Consider the following 15,000-nt stretch of genomic DNA (forward strand, 5'->3'; position numbering starts at 1 on the left):
GCCTGACGATGACCTACTCTCACATGGCGAAGCGCCACACTACCATCGGCGATACATCGTTTCACGTCTGAGTTCGGGATGGGATCAGGTGGTTCCAATGCTCTATTGTCGTCAGGCAAACTGGTGTCACTTTAACCCTATACAGCGGTTAACTACTGGCGATCTCTCGATCACTTTGGGAAATTGGACAATACAATTTCAGTGAAATAAGGGGAAAAGAAAGAAATGCCTACAAGGATGCAGGTACATCGTGTTTTGTTTGCTACAAAACCGATGATGTAAAACATGACACTTAAGCTTTAAGTGCTTATCCAAAAATGTTGCTGAACAGCATTCGATAATCTGTAAATAACTCAATTATCGTCTCAAATTGTAACTACCAACGGTGTCGTTAAACACGGTTTAGCTTTAGTCAACTTAACTTATTCACAAAGCCTCGGCTCTGTACATCGCTGTACGTCGCTCAGTTGTCTCTGTTATATGGTCAAGCCTCACGGGCAATTAGTATTGGTTAGCTCAACGCCTCGCAGCGCTTCCACACCCAACCTATCAACGTCGTAGTCTTCAACGGCCCTTTAGGGGATTAAATCCCAGGGAAATCTAATCTTGAAGGAGGCTTCCCGCTTAGATGCTTTCAGCGGTTATCCCGTCCGAACGTAGCTACCGGGCAATGCCATTGGCATGACAACCCGAACACCAGGGGTTCGTTCACTCCGGTCCTCTCGTACTAGGAGCAACTCTTCTCAAATTTCCAACGCCCACGGCAGATAGGGACCGAACTGTCTCACGACGTTCTAAACCCAGCTCGCGTACCACTTTAAATGGCGAACAGCCATACCCTTGGGACCGGCTTCAGCCCCAGGATGTGATGAGCCGACATCGAGGTGCCAAACACCGCCGTCGATGTGAACTCTTGGGCGGTATCAGCCTGTTATCCCCCGGAGTACCTTTTATCCGTTGAGCGATGGCCCTTCCATACAGAACCACCGGATCACTATGACCTACTTTCGTACCTGCTCGACGTGTCAGTCTCGCAGTCAAGCTGGCTTGTGCCATTACACTAACCTCATGATTTCCGACCATGATTAGCCAACCTTCGTGCTCCTCCGTTACTCTTTGGGAGGAGACCGCCCCAGTCAAACTACCCACCATACACTGTCCCCAATCCCGATAAGGGACCTAGGTTAGAACCTCAAACATATCAGGCTGGTATTTCAAGGTTGGCTCCACATAGACTAGCGTCTACGCTTCAAAGCCTCCCAGCTATCCTACACAAATAGGTTCAAAGTTCAGTGTAAAGCTGTAGTAAAGGTTCACGGGGTCTTTCCGTCTAGCCGCGGGTATACGGCATCTTAACCGCAATTTCAATTTCACTGAGTCTCGGGTGGAGACAGCGTGGCCATCGTTACGCCATTCGTGCAGGTCGGAACTTACCCGACAAGGAATTTCGCTACCTTAGGACCGTTATAGTTACGGCCGCCGTTTACCGGGGCTTCGATCAAGAGCTTCTCCGAAGATAACCCCATCAATTAACCTTCCGGCACCGGGCAGGCGTCACACCGTATACGTCCACTTACGTGTTTGCACAGTGCTATGTTTTTAATAAACAGTCGCAGCCACCTGGTTACTTCGACCGCCAATAGCTTAGGGAGCAAGTCCCATCACCATCAGCGGCGCACCTTCTCCCGAAGTTACGGTGCTATTTTGCCTAGTTCCTTCACCCGAGTTCTCTCAAGCGCCTTGGTATTCTCTACCTGATCACCTGTGTCGGTTTACAGTACGGTCGTCTGTTACCTGAAGCTTAGAAGATTTTCTTGGAAGTATGGCATCAATCACTTCACTCCATAAAGGAGCTCGTCATCAGTTCTCAGCCTTCCCATTAAAGGGTATGGTCCGGATTTACCTAAACCATAAGCCTACTACCTTAAACATGGACTACCAACGCCATGCCGATCTAGCCTTCTCCGTCTCTCCATCGCAGTAACAGCCGGTGCACGAATATTAACGCGCTTCCCATCGACTACGCATTTCTGCCTCGCCTTAGGGGCCGACTAACCCTGTCCCGATTAGCGTTGGACAGGAAACCTTGATCTTCCGGCGGGGGAGTTTTTCACTCCCCTTGTCGTTACTCATGTCAGCATTCGCACTTCTGATACCTCCAGCAAGCTTTACAACTCACCTTCGCAGGCTTACAGAACGCTCCCTTACCATGCCCTAAGGCATCCGCAGCTTCGGTTATCAGTTTGAGCCCCGTTAAATCTTCCGCGCAGGCCGACTCGACTAGTGAGCTATTACGCTTTCTTTAAAGGATGGCTGCTTCTAAGCCAACCTCCTAGCTGTCTAAGCCTTCCCACATCGTTTCCCACTTAACTGATATTGGGGACCTTAGCTGGCGGTCTGGGTTGTTGCCCTCTTGACAACGGACGTTAGCACCCGCTGTCTGTCTGCCGTGATTGTACTCCTCGGTATTCGGAGTTTGCATGGGGTTGGTAAGTCGGGATGACCCCCTAGCCCAAACAGTGCTCTACCCCCGAGGGTAAGACACGACGCACTACCTAAATAGTTTTCAGGGAGAACCAGCTATCTCCGGGCTTGATTAGCCTTTCACTCCGATCCACAAGTCATCTCCTAACTTTTCAACGTTAGTGAGTTCGGTCCTCCAGTCAGTGTTACCTAACCTTCAACCTGCCCATGGATAGATCGCCCGGTTTCGGGTCTATTGCTTGCGACTCGACGCCCTATTAAGACTCGATTTCTCTACGGCTCCGCTATGCGCTTAACCTTGCCACAAACAATAAGTCGCTGACCCATTATACAAAAGGTACGCAGTCACTCCGAAGAGCTCCTACTGCTTGTATGCACACGGTTTCAGGATCTATTTCACTCCCCTCACAGGGGTTCTTTTCGCCTTTCCCTCACGGTACTGGTTCACTATCGGTCAGTTGGGAGTATTTAGCCTTAGAGGATGGTCCCCCTATCTTCAGTCAGGATATCACGTGTCCCGACCTACTTAATATGGAATACAAGAAGCTTCACGTACGGGGCTATCACCCTTTATTGCCGCACTTTCCAGAGCGTTCTGCTACTTCTTATATTCTCGGCTGGTCCCCTTTCGCTCGCCGCTACTTAGGGAATCTCGGTTGATTTCTTTTCCTCCGGGTACTTAGATGTTTCAGTTCCCCGGGTTCGCCTCTTACACCTATGTATTCAGTGCAAGATACCCGCAAGCGGGTGGGTCTCCCCATTCAGAAATGTTTGGATCAAAGCTTGTGTGCCAGCTCCCCAAACCTTATCGCAGGCTCCTACGTCTTTCATCGCCTCCAACTGCCAAGGCATCCACCGTGTGCACTTATTCACTTGACCATATAACACAGATAACTGCGTTCATAGCGTCGTAAACAAGTTTTTATGTCGACTTATGTTTACAATTTACGCCAATGCCCAACACGCTATCGATCGCCTTAAAGTTAACCCCAGCTATTGGGACAACCTACCACTAAGACAATTCTAGTCCGCGTTAAACATCAGTCGATAACTGAGTGTCTCTACACATTATGTTTGAATGCTGTCGTAACAACATCACCGGATAAGCTACTTAATTAAACTCTCATTCCCAAATAACCCTAAGGCTATTCAGTCGTGAATGTTGTAATCGCTTAATTGCAATGTTTTACAACTTTCTTTCTTTTCCGTATTTTTAAAGAGCTAACTCATGTCGGCGTGTGCCGTTGAGAGGGTGCGTATCTTACACTCAGGATCTGAGGTGTCAACTAATATCTTTGAAAAACCTCATGCTTTTGCAAAAAGCGAACTTGCGAACGTTTTGCGATCACCCTCACTCTACTCTAAACACTCAAGGCCGCCGCCTTACAACCTATCCATGTTAAGATGCCTGCACCGTCACTGACCGGTGTAAAAGCACCTACTCAATACTCTCGAGCTCCTCTAAGGGAATATCAGGCCCTCGTTATCATGTCGCGACCTAAACGCCAAAAATCCATTTTTGTTGTACGCCTCAGCCACGTCACCGACGTAGTGCTTGCCAGCCCAATGGCTCGCCTTATAAAACGGTCTGGCGACAACGTAATCCTTACATGGGTGGTGCAAGCTCGATACGCATCTCTCATCGCAGGTCACCCCGATATCGATAACCTCATCATTTGGGATAAAGACTATTGGCTCTCATTGCTAACACGCGGTAAGTTAATCACGCTCGCCCGCGAGATTGCTCGTTTTCGCAAGCAATGCCGCCCGCATGAACAAGACATCGCTTTGGATCTTCAGGGAGAAATGATCAGCAGCTTTATTAGCTGGCTAAGCGGCGCGAAAATTCGCATTGCGCTTGGCGCCAATCAAAGCAGCAATTGGCTGGCAACCAAAACTATCTCCCGCAACATTGGCGAAGAAACTCAATTGGGTTCCGAATATCGCTACCTATTAGCACAACTCGGCATGCCCGACAGCCCTTGGCAAATGTTTGTTGCCCCCCCCGCAGAATCGAAAGAAGAGCTTGAAGAAACATTAAGTTTTCCTTATCAAACCGAAAACTTTGCGGTTATTTGCCCGTTCTCGGTTTACCAGCACAAGCGCTGGCCTGAGGAGAACTGGCAACAAATTGCCCTTCGCATTCGCGGGCGCTATCACTTAAAAACGGTGATACTCGGTTTAGATCGAGACATTGAGCACGCGAAAAAAATTGCCGGTGCAACTGGCGCTATTTCACTAGTGGGTAAAACCTCGTTGAATCAAGCCGCCGAAATCATTAAGCATGCGAAACTCTTGGTTGGCGTCGATACGGGCCTAACTCATATAGGGCATGCTTTTAGAACTCCAACTATCGGTCTTTTCGGGGCCACTTGCCCATACTCTTACGCTGGCGTTGAATCAAGCAAGATTATTTACTTAAAACGCTTTTGCTCACCCTGCAACAACAAGCCTATCTGCAAAGGAAAATTTGAGTGCATGACTGAGATAACGCCCGATATAGTACTCTCCGAAATTAAACCGCTTATGAAACTTGCTCAAGAATACTAACCTTTTTTAAATTCAAAACGATAAATACAATATGAAAACACAAAACAAAACAATCGGCCTGCTCGCCGCTTGTCTTTTTAGCGCGAGCTCTCACGCAACAGAAATCTATTTACCGCTCAACCTCGACACGCTAGCGGAAAGTAAGATAGAACAACTTTTCGTGTTAGCTAATATGCCAACAGTTAAACGCCCCTACTCTATCAGCAAAGTTGAAGCTGCAGTTAACAAAGTAAAAGGCCAGCACCCAGCGCTAGCCAAAAATATTGAGCATTACTTACGACGCTATAAGCAAGACGGCAATGTTACTCATGCGACACTAAGCGTTAGCACCAGTAACGACACCAACCATACCTACGCAAATGATCGTGGAGAAAGTACAAACGCCAACTACCACCTCAGAGCGAGAGGGTTTGCGAAAATTAGTGATTCGCTCATTCTGAATATTGGAGGCCGGTATAGCTCAGACGCAAACCGCGGCCATAACGCTATCGCGGACGGAACGTTTTTATCGGTGGCGCAATATAATGTCCAGCTAGACCTTGGGTATCGTGAGCATTCATTCAGCCCATTCCATTTTGGCAATATGCTAACGTCTACAAACGCGCCTTCGCTTCCAAGCATCACCCTTTCAAACCCAGAAGCCTACACATTTTTAGGCCTTAGCTATGAAATATTCTGGGGGCAATTATCTGAATCGGATTCGATACAAAGTGATGACGGCTCTGAACGATTAACAGGCAACCCAAAGCTATTGGGTATGCATGTAGGCTTCGCCCCGCTGGAAGGTTTCGCTATTGGTTTTAACCGTATGCTTCAATACGGTGGCGCCGACCGAGACGAAAGCATAAGCTCTCTAGCTCAAGCGTTTTTTAACGTAAAATCAAACGAAAATTCGGGGACAGGAAAAACTGATTTTGGCAATCAACAATCGTCCATCAATACCAGTTATACCTTTAGTGGCCCGACACCAATGTCGCTGTACCTTGAATATGCCGGTGAAGATACATCTCAAACATCGGGCGTACATTTAGGCAACACGTCGATAATGCTCGGCGCCTACTTTCCTAAGATCACCGAGCACCTGAGCCTCCGCCATGAATATGCTGAGTGGCAAAATGCTTGGTATGTAAATGGTAATTACGGTGACGGACTAACACACGACAGTTTAATTTTGGGGCACTGGGCCGCAAACGAGCGAGCATTCACCCCAGCTGTTGGCGCCAACAGCCATACCACCGGTCTAATATACGCGACTCAAAAACACAGTTTAATTGCCACATTAAAACAAGTTCAAAACGAGCAGTATTCATCTATTGATTACAGCCCTGGCTACGAACTCTCTCTTGACTATTCAAGGCCTATCAACCGCTTTCGTTACGGACTGAAATTGACATCAGGAACGAATGTATTTGATCAAAACTATTCTCAACTGTCGGGGTACGCACAATGGTAAATGTCAGAAACTGTCTTATTGCAGCCCTAATTGTTACCCTACCACTTAAGGTGTTAGCGACAGAAATTCAAATTGGAATCGGACTTACCCAAAATAATATCCAGTCAGATACAGAAAATGAACTCGTCGATCGCGGCACAGAAAACGGTAGCAGCGAAGCTATAAGCTTTGCCGTACGCAATCAATATAAAGAGAAGCACCTGCTGGGTGCGGGCATTGACTATTCCAATATCAATGGCGACCGATACCTCGGCATTCGCGCAATAGACTATCAATATGTCATTTTGGAGCATACGCGCGTAGGCGCTTTTATTGGCGCGGCTTCGATCAATAGTGGCCTACCTCAAAACGGCTATTACCTAGGTTTTCACGTTACTCAAACGAATATTTTTAATTTTTTTGATGCTGGCATTGAACTGCGATACGGTAGCGGCCTCGCTCGCGATAGGCTTCTAAGCACAGACCCTCAAGGCGAAAAACCCGATATGTTCTTAGACATTACGTCACTCGGGATATTGCTCAGCAAACGGTTCTAGATATAACAAGCCCCCATTTCTACTGAGGGGCTTTACCGCCCCCAGCGGCAATACTTTCGGAGACCTTTTTGAACGCAACCGCTCCTCAAACTAAAAAACGAATCGCCATCCTTATAGACAGCTTATACGGTGGCGGCGCCGAAAAAGTAATGTTAACGCTCGCTTCAGCGCTAACAGAAATTGGACACAACGCCTGTATAATCGCACTGTCCAAACATATTGACTACGATGTTCCTGCTACGTGCGACATCCACTTTCTGTACGAAAAAAAAGTAAGACTAAAAGGCTACATAAATGGGCTTAAGCACGCAAAAAACCTTAAAAACTTGGTCGAAAACATTGAAAGCCAAAACGGTAGGTTTGATTTAATCTTAGCTAACTTAGAAGAAACCTATCGCATTGCCGCGAACTGCAACTTCGGCCCTATATATTATGTTATCCACAATTCCATCATCGAAACACTCAACAGAACAAAACGACTAGGCCCATACAAATATTTTTATTTGAAAGCTATTTTGCATAAACTAAAAGATAAAGACTTGATAACAGTTTCAAAGGGGATAAAAAAAGAATTACAGGAAACCCAAGTTATTAAAGCCCGGTCCATTACCGTTATCAATAACCCTTACAATTTTTCAGAGATAAGAAAGCTATCATTAGAGCAGAACAACAATATCCAAAAGACACCTTATATCGTGCATATTGCGCGAGCGGGAAGACAAAAAAGGCATGACGTTTTATTTGCAGCCCTAAAGAACATTAATGCTGACTACAAACTGGTTTGCCTTACTCGAGACATTAAAAAGCTACGTGCTCTCGCGGCATCAATAGGCGTGTCTGAGCGAGTCATATTCCCTGGTTTCCAACAAAACCCTTACCCATGGATTCGCCAAGCAAGCGCGATGATTCTCAGCTCGGATTACGAAGGTTTTTCGAACGTGCTTATTGAAGCAATTATTTGCGGCACTATTCCCGTATCTACAAATTGCCCGCACGGCCCCAACGAAATACTTACAGGTTCTTTGGAAAAGTTTCTTGCAGATAGACGAAACCCAGAACAGCTTGCCGAAAAGGTTAACTTGGCAGTCAAAGTACAACTCAGTGATCTTCAATACGACAGCATACAAATGGTCGACCATATCTATGCTGCCAAACGCTATTTAGACTTAATCGAGTAATAGTCCGCTACCTACCATGAAATATGACACATTCTTAATAAATCTAGACAAATCCGAAGATCGATTAAGGTTATGCACAAAAGCTCTTAACGACATTAATGTTAAGTTCGAACGCATTTCAGCAGTATACGGCGGGGACCTTACCGAGCAAGAGATAGCACATTTCGGTACAACGGAGAAACATTCATACCATAAAACGCTAAACGCTGGTGAAATTGGTTGCTATTTAAGCCATCGAAAAGCCTGGGAGCTTATTGTAGATCGTCAGCTGGATTTCGCCTTGATACTCGAGGACGATTTTCACCCCGAAAATGCTGACATGACTGAAGTGATTGACCTGTTAGGCGCCATCAAAACGCCATGGCATTACATCAAGCTCGCAGGTAGAAAGAAACGTTTAGACGCTATTTTCTCAGCCTCCGTCGGAGACATGAAATATAACCTGCTACGAAAAGTGCCTACACTTACATGCGCGCAAGCAGTAAGTCTCGATGGTGCCCGTCGACTTCTAGAATCCACTCAAAGATTTAGCCGCCCGATAGATGTGGATTTACAATACTGGTGGGAAAAAAATATATGGATACACAACCTTCTTCCTTACCCTTTTACCCCAATAACGAATAGCGTCAGCGAAATCGATTTTTTTTCAAAAAGGAAACAATCAAATAAGAACCGAGTAAAAAAAATAATGAACCAGTTGAGCTATACCCTTAATTTGAATACACAAACTAAAAAGTTGAAACGCCTCCAACCCGAATTACTAACACACCCGACTGAAGACATCCTAAATATTAGCGTAAAGAGGGGAAGTTAATTCACGCACAATAATCACTCAAAAATAACGCTAACGCTTTATATTCCAATATTCCCCCCAGACTAAATCGTAATGCGAGGGAATAAACTTTTCGAAACCAGAGGAGTGTGCAAAAGTAAGCTCTCCAAAATACACTTTATCTTCAGCGTAATAGAGATCAACCCGAGCATAGTCAAAATCTTCAGCTAGCGTCTTAGCGATCGAAACCATTTGGTCGAACTTTTTAGGTCGATCAAAAGCAACCTTCTTATTTTGCCTTCTCTGACCGTAAGGTAATAGCTCACCTCTCTCACTGTAAAACGAGCGATGGTGGCCATTAAAACGGTCGTAATCGATCTGTAAAACTACTCTTGCCCCCTCCAGAGAAGAAAATACATGGAATTTATAATCCACTGGCAAGCCCCCATCTTCTGCAGCCAGCAGCCTCTCCACAATAATTCTAGGCTTTATGTCGGAATACCAATGCTCATCACGAGACAAACCATTATCTACGGACAATCGCTTCTTGAGCTTTTTGATTATTGTCCGTTTATTTGGATTGTCATCCGTTACAAAGAAAACGCCGCCAGAATCATGCGTACATTTAACAGCGTAATTCACGCCATATTGATCAAATTTCAACTTATCTGGAGAATCGAGAGTGTCTAACAGCGGAATTAAGTGCTCTTCGCCTATTTTACTCGCGACATAATCGCGAACTGCAATTTTGTCTGAACACACGGAAAACAGTGGGTTACTCTGAAAGAACTTCCGGTATTGAATCTTCTCATTAAATGTTTTTGGTTGCTCAATATTCGGCCAATAGCCAAGCGTTCGATAACAGCGAAACGCCGCAACCAGCACTCTCCACCTTTTCCTCAAGCTCGGACTCATGCAATGTACCAACCTAATCAGTGTTACAAGTGTGTAAATTTAATTTCTGGGGGTTTTGGAAGAAAGAACAGCATAAGCGCTCTACCCTCTTGTGCACTTATGCAGCACACAAAAGAGCATTCAATAAAAGCTTACCTCTCCCTCTGGCCTCGTCTTAAAGCGCCGATGAACCCAAAGGTATTGATCTGGGTTCTCTCGCACCCGCGCCTCAACAAACTGATTAATGGTAACGGCATTTTCTTGCTCGTTACCCGAAAGGTTTGAGGTTATTGAAGGGTAAAGAGAGATGTGATAGCGCCCGTTAGGCTTTCGAGTGGTCACCCAAGGTATTACTTCTGCGCGACCCGCTTTGGCTAATTGCGCTGGCGCTTTTACGGTGGCCGTATTAATACCAAAGAACGGCACAAATACGCTGCGTTGCCTTCCGTAATCTTGATCAGGGGCGTAATTTACGGCTCGCCCTTCTCGCAGAGCACGCACTATTTTACGAACATCTCCATTCGGGATAACACGACTATTATTATTTCGCCGAATCCTTCCCCATGCTTGCACATATTCATACACGGCGTTTTTATGGGGCCGGTAAAAACCGTCTATCGACGTTACGGTGTTTACACAGGCGGCACCAAACTCAATTGCAGTAAAGTGTATTCCCATAAAGAGTACACCACTGCCAGATTCTTGCGCAGCATCCAGATATTCCAGCCCACTAATGGTAAAAGCTTTTTTTATCCTCCATGCAGGCCAAAACCAGGCCGCCCCACTTTCAAATACGCCGATGCCAGTAGCCCTAAGTGTGGAACGGACAAGTGCATTAACCTCTCTCACGGTTAAGTCTGGATAGCATTTTTCGAGATTAATCTTCGCAATCCGCTTGCGGCTAATAGGTAATATATAGAGCAAGTCTCCCAATCGGCGCCCTAGAAATCGTTGCACCGTCATGGGAAGGAGCTGTACTAGCAACCACCACAATAGCATTAGCAACCAAGTCATTAGGTAACGTGGGTGCAGCAGTTTATTTTCAAACTTTATGAGAGACATCAGTGACTATTTATTGAACGGAACGATAGATTTGAACTAAGCGCGTTGCTTCGCGCTCAACGGTATAACGCTCAAGCACACGGTTGCGAGCCTGCGTGCCCATTTGAGTAAGCTTAGCCTCATCAGGAAGCAAACGATTAAGGCAGTCCTCAAGAGCTAATAGGTCCCCTACCGGAATAACGTGGCCATCCACCCCTTCACGTACAATTTCTGGCCAAGCCCCAGCCTCGGTTGCTATCACGGGTACGCCACAACTCATCGACTCCAACACCGTCAAACCAAACCCCTCATTGCGACTAAGCGCCGCAATGAGTGTCATTGCTGACATAATAATGGGTACCTGCTCAAATTCTTGTTCTCCCAAAAATAGTACACGATCAGACAATCCAGCCGCCTGTACCTTGGACTCTAAAGCCGAAACCCATTCACGCTCGCGCACCTCGCCGGCGCCTACTATAACCGCAGAATAATCCGGTAGTGCTGGAAGCACCTGTAGACAAGCCTCCACGAACAAATCTACACCTTTCTGTGCGCGCACACGCCCGAAAATACCAATACACTTGGGCGTGCTAACACCAATGCTATTTAAAATTTCCCGCTTGTTATGCCGAGGCTGATAGACATCAGGATCTATACCATGAGGTACGATAGCTTGCGGTTTAACGCGAAGGTAGAAAGCGGCCGCATTACAAGTGGATACAATCACATCCATTTTTGCCATCAACCACCGGCTAAAGCGTGAATGATGGCGCTGAGCTGTGGAGGTGAAAATGATTTTTAACGGGCACCCAAACAGATACTTTAACAACAGAGCCTGAATCATTTCATCATTTCGGCGAGCGTGGAAGACTCTCGGCCTCCCTCCCCTTAAAGGCGTTCGCAAAAGACGAACAGCTTGAAAAAAGCTCATCGACAATGAAGCGTCCGGCATGTGATACTTACCCAACACCTTTAGAGGGATTAATTCTTTCTGAACCGACATGGTTTGAAGCATAGTGGAGGTGACGCCCGAAAAGCGGGAATTCGAATTTCCTAAAATAACCACTACTTCAGCGTCCCCTATAACCATATGATCCACTTCTGCTGTTCACTAGAAATTTGTTTAAGCTTCATAGGGGTATTATACCCCGTACTCAGAACCGTGTTTTATTAAAATGACCAATCCTTTACACATATATCATACCCTTCTATCCCGTGGCTTTGCCGGCTCAGAGAGATCCACGGCGGAATCCTGCAATACCCAGTGCAAGGACCACCAAGTAACACTGGTGTTACGTAAAGATCACCGCAAAAACGGCAGGAGCATAACCGACCACCTGGATAGCAGAGTTACGGTTAAAACGATATCTCACCACATACTTCCCCACCTCAAACTTAGCAAGCTCGTCAAAGAAGATAAACCCGATGTGATTCACACCCACCTCAGACGCTCCACCCGTATAGTCTCTAAGCTGAAAACCCATGCCGCTAAAATTGCCACGCTTCACATTAAAATTAACGGTAAGTGCTTCTTACAAATGGACGGCCTTGTGTGCAACGCTCAATGGCAAGTAGAAACAATCCCGTCCAACTACACGGGTAAATACCATAAAGCCAACAACTCTCTATCTCCTCACCGCCGCTTAAGTGATGCAGAAATATTAACGCTAAGAAACTCTCTAAATATAGGGCGAGACGATATATTTATTGGCGGTGTTGGCCGATACCACCCCAGCAAAGCTTGGGATACGCTAATCAGCGCCTTTAAACAATTACCCAATTACAGCGACGCAAAACTTCATATTTTTGGTTGCGGAAATCAAGAGGAGCCGTTAAGAAAATTAGCCGGAGACGACCATCGTATCAAGCTAGCCGGCTATCGAAATGACATTAAAGACCTCTACCAGACGTTCGACATACTCGCCTGCCCCTCTCGATTTGACCCCCTTCCACGCGCCATACTTGAAGCTATGGATGCCGGGACACCCGTTATTGCTTCCAATGCAGGCGGGTGCAAGGAGCTAATAAACGACTATGGAGGGCAACTATTTGAATGTGACAACATCGAGAACCTTGCCCTAAAGTTAGCCCGTTGGCTTAAAAACAAACCAGCACGGCACCGGCCAGATCTCAGCGCGCACTATTTGGAAAAAACGAACACTGCTATGATTGACTTCTACCGTCAGCTAATCGCCGAAAAACGACATTAAGACCAACAACCCCTCATTGGGCTTGCCAGAATTCGACGCATCTGGCATCAAAAATACGCTATTATTAATCCTCAAAATAGTCGGCCTAAGGGCCAATTACACAACATCTAGGCTAGGGCAGTTCTTGTGAAAATTAGTGTTATCTTCACCACATACAACTCACCGGAATGGCTCCAGAAGGTTCTCTGGGGGTTTGATTGCCAAGATGATCATAATTTTGAAGTTGTGATTGCCGACGATGGGTCGCGCGCAGAAACCCGTAAGCTAATTGAAACATTCGCCACCTCTACCGATAAAACCGTACAGCACGTATGGCAGGCCGATGACGGCTTCCAGAAGTGTAAAGTGCTAAACAAGGCGATTATGTCTGCAAAAGGGGAGTACTTGATTTTCACCGATGGAGACTGCATTCCCCGCAGGGATTTTGTTAGTACCCACCGAAAATTCGCAGAAGCAGGTCGTTTTTTATCTGGGGGCTATTTAAAACTCCCCATAAGTGCGAGCAAGAAAATAACACAAGCCGATATCAAGCTGGGGCTCTGTTTCGACGCCAGCTGGCTTAAATCTGAAGGCATGCCCCATACAAAAGGGTTTATGAAATTAAATGTTAGCCCTCGAAAAGCAGCCATTTTCAACGCATTAACCCCAACAAAACCCACGTGGAACGGCCACAACGCATCCTGCTTTAAGCAGGATGCGCTCACTATTAACGGATACGATGAACGGCTTCGATATGGCGGGCTGGACAGGGAATTTGGAGAAAGGCTGGAGAACGCAAACATTCGCGGAAAACAAATTCGATACAGTGCGGTTGTTGTTCACCTAGACCACCCTCGTGGCTACGAAAACCCCGAAGACTGGCAACGAAATAGAGATATACGAAAGTCGGTTGCCGATAATAAAACCATAGCCACTGAACATGGGATCCAGCAGCAAAACCTATAGAATTTCAGACTCACTCAAGGTCTATTGCACTCAGACACAAAAGAGCCGCTTTACACAAAAACAACACTCCAAAAATAATTTTTCACAACACTAAAAATGTTATCTCTACTCTTCAACAAAGCATTAAATTCAGTACGCCCGAACGGATGCCCCTGCATAGAGCTCAACCCCAAAAGGCCGCTTTTGGCCAAAAAATCTACGGCACCTTCCTAACTTGCGAATAGACTTGGGGCGCCTTCATTCAATCGGCTCGACCGATAGTATTGAATTTAACTGAAAGTGATTACAAAGCGATTGCCACTGCGTTCGATTACCGTCTTGCCCAATATTATGTTTTTTCAAGGACACTTTTTGCGACCCCACTACAGGAAGCGGTTTTGGCAATGGACGGGTCGACCGGCGAGTAAGCGTACCTTGGCGCAAACTCATAGCCTTAAACCAAAGATCATCTGCGCGAGGAGCCAACCAATCGTATAGCTCGCGAGCCAAAACATCGGGATGCAAACAACCAGAAGGGTACACAACACCGCCATAACCAATGGCAACGGTTGTTAACGAACCGCGACCAATCTCTTCCGAACACCAATCTTTATAAGACTTTAACTCGCCTAACTCGCCGTACATGATTTTTCGACATTCGTGCGCGATTACGTCTGCCGGAAAAGCCTTATGATCAACCCAGAGCCTATACAGCCATCTTGAGAGTACATAAGGTCATCATCACAGGTAACAATCACTTTTTCGGGATAGACTTTTAGGGATTCCACTAACTTGCGATGTGAACATGCTTGGTCTGAATATCGAATTTCAAAGTGAGAGCAAAGCAGCTCGGATAACTTTTTCGGAACTCTAGACTCAAGGTCATTATGCAACCATAGGACGACCTTATCGGGCCTCAAAGACTGCCTTAATAAACTGCGCACAGTGAGATGCACTA

Annotated in this window: 12 protein-coding genes and 2 rRNA genes (1 of these 14 only partly in view); 7 read left to right on the plus strand and 7 right to left on the minus strand. The window is 46.1% G+C overall.

The window, feature by feature from the left end; translation table 11 throughout:
• Both rrf and H5647_RS00010 read right to left on the minus strand, forming a co-directional pair.
• Positions 1–116: ribosomal RNA gene (gene rrf, locus H5647_RS00005) — 5S ribosomal RNA — on the minus strand.
• Positions 117–480: 364 nt separating this feature from the next.
• Positions 481–3,363, minus strand: a 23S ribosomal RNA gene (locus H5647_RS00010).
• 609 nt (positions 3,364–3,972) lie between these two features.
• Between H5647_RS00010 and H5647_RS00015 the strand changes: the two genes are divergently transcribed.
• The 5 genes from H5647_RS00015 to H5647_RS00035 all read left to right on the plus strand — a co-directional run bounded on the left by H5647_RS00015 (position 3,973) and on the right by H5647_RS00035 (position 9,015).
• The gene (locus H5647_RS00015) at positions 3,973–5,034 is read left to right on the plus strand and encodes a glycosyltransferase family 9 protein (RefSeq protein ID WP_045855504.1); all 1,062 of its coding nucleotides are present in this window, start codon (positions 3,973–3,975) and stop codon (positions 5,032–5,034) included.
• A 31-nt stretch (positions 5,035–5,065) separates the two neighbouring features.
• On the plus strand, positions 5,066–6,487 hold the full coding sequence (locus H5647_RS00020; protein WP_052691763.1) for a capsule assembly Wzi family protein: 1,422 nt from the start codon (positions 5,066–5,068) through the stop codon (positions 6,485–6,487).
• Positions 6,481–7,023, plus strand: coding sequence for a hypothetical protein (locus H5647_RS00025; protein WP_045855505.1), 543 nt, complete (start codon positions 6,481–6,483; stop codon positions 7,021–7,023). The genes H5647_RS00020 and H5647_RS00025 overlap by 7 nt, the downstream gene beginning before the upstream one ends.
• A 68-nt stretch (positions 7,024–7,091) precedes the next feature.
• Positions 7,092–8,201 (plus strand): glycosyltransferase, encoded by a 1,110-nt coding sequence (locus H5647_RS00030; RefSeq protein WP_052691764.1) that lies wholly within the window; start codon positions 7,092–7,094, stop codon positions 8,199–8,201.
• A 16-nt stretch (positions 8,202–8,217) separates the two neighbouring features.
• Positions 8,218–9,015 (plus strand): glycosyltransferase family 25 protein, encoded by a 798-nt coding sequence (locus H5647_RS00035; protein WP_052691765.1) that lies wholly within the window; start codon positions 8,218–8,220, stop codon positions 9,013–9,015.
• Between the two features lie 30 nt (positions 9,016–9,045).
• Here the strand turns inward: H5647_RS00035 and H5647_RS00040 are convergent, their stop codons facing one another.
• The 3 genes from H5647_RS00040 to H5647_RS00050 form a co-directional block, all read right to left on the minus strand.
• The gene (locus tag H5647_RS00040) at positions 9,046–9,858 is read right to left on the minus strand and encodes an ATP-grasp fold amidoligase family protein (protein WP_200911613.1); all 813 of its coding nucleotides are present in this window, start codon (positions 9,856–9,858) and stop codon (positions 9,046–9,048) included.
• Positions 9,859–10,008: 150 nt separating this feature from the next.
• A complete protein-coding gene (gene lpxL, locus H5647_RS00045; protein WP_045855507.1) occupies positions 10,009–10,929 on the minus strand; it encodes an LpxL/LpxP family Kdo(2)-lipid IV(A) lauroyl/palmitoleoyl acyltransferase in 921 nt (306 codons plus the stop codon).
• A 10-nt stretch (positions 10,930–10,939) separates the two neighbouring features.
• Entirely contained in the window at positions 10,940–11,998 is a 1,059-nt protein-coding gene (locus tag H5647_RS00050) for a glycosyltransferase family 4 protein (protein WP_045855508.1), read from the minus strand.
• Positions 11,999–12,335: 337 nt separating this feature from the next.
• Between H5647_RS00050 and H5647_RS00055 the strand changes: the two genes are divergently transcribed.
• Positions 12,336–13,118, plus strand: coding sequence for a glycosyltransferase (locus tag H5647_RS00055; protein ID WP_236074704.1), 783 nt, complete (start codon positions 12,336–12,338; stop codon positions 13,116–13,118).
• Between the two features lie 126 nt (positions 13,119–13,244).
• Entirely contained in the window at positions 13,245–14,063 is an 819-nt protein-coding gene (locus tag H5647_RS00060) for a glycosyltransferase family 2 protein (protein ID WP_045855510.1), read from the plus strand.
• Between the two features lie 237 nt (positions 14,064–14,300).
• On the opposite strand, the gene H5647_RS22020 is transcribed toward H5647_RS00060, so the two are convergent.
• Together H5647_RS22020 and H5647_RS22025 are read right to left on the minus strand one after the other, a co-directional pair.
• Positions 14,301–14,687: a hypothetical protein gene (locus H5647_RS22020; RefSeq protein ID WP_236074705.1), complete on the minus strand. Its 387-nt coding sequence runs from the start codon at positions 14,685–14,687 to the stop codon at positions 14,301–14,303.
• 23 nt (positions 14,688–14,710) lie between these two features.
• Positions 14,711–15,000, minus strand: partial view of a hypothetical protein gene (locus tag H5647_RS22025; protein WP_236074706.1) — the 3' portion only. 142 nt of this gene lie beyond the right edge of the window; only the last 290 of its 432 coding nucleotides appear in the window; its start codon lies beyond the right edge, outside the window; the stop codon is at positions 14,711–14,713.

The sequence above is a fragment of the Teredinibacter purpureus genome, from assembly GCF_014217335.1.
In the GTDB taxonomy this organism is placed as follows: domain Bacteria; phylum Pseudomonadota; class Gammaproteobacteria; order Pseudomonadales; family Cellvibrionaceae; genus Teredinibacter; species Teredinibacter purpureus.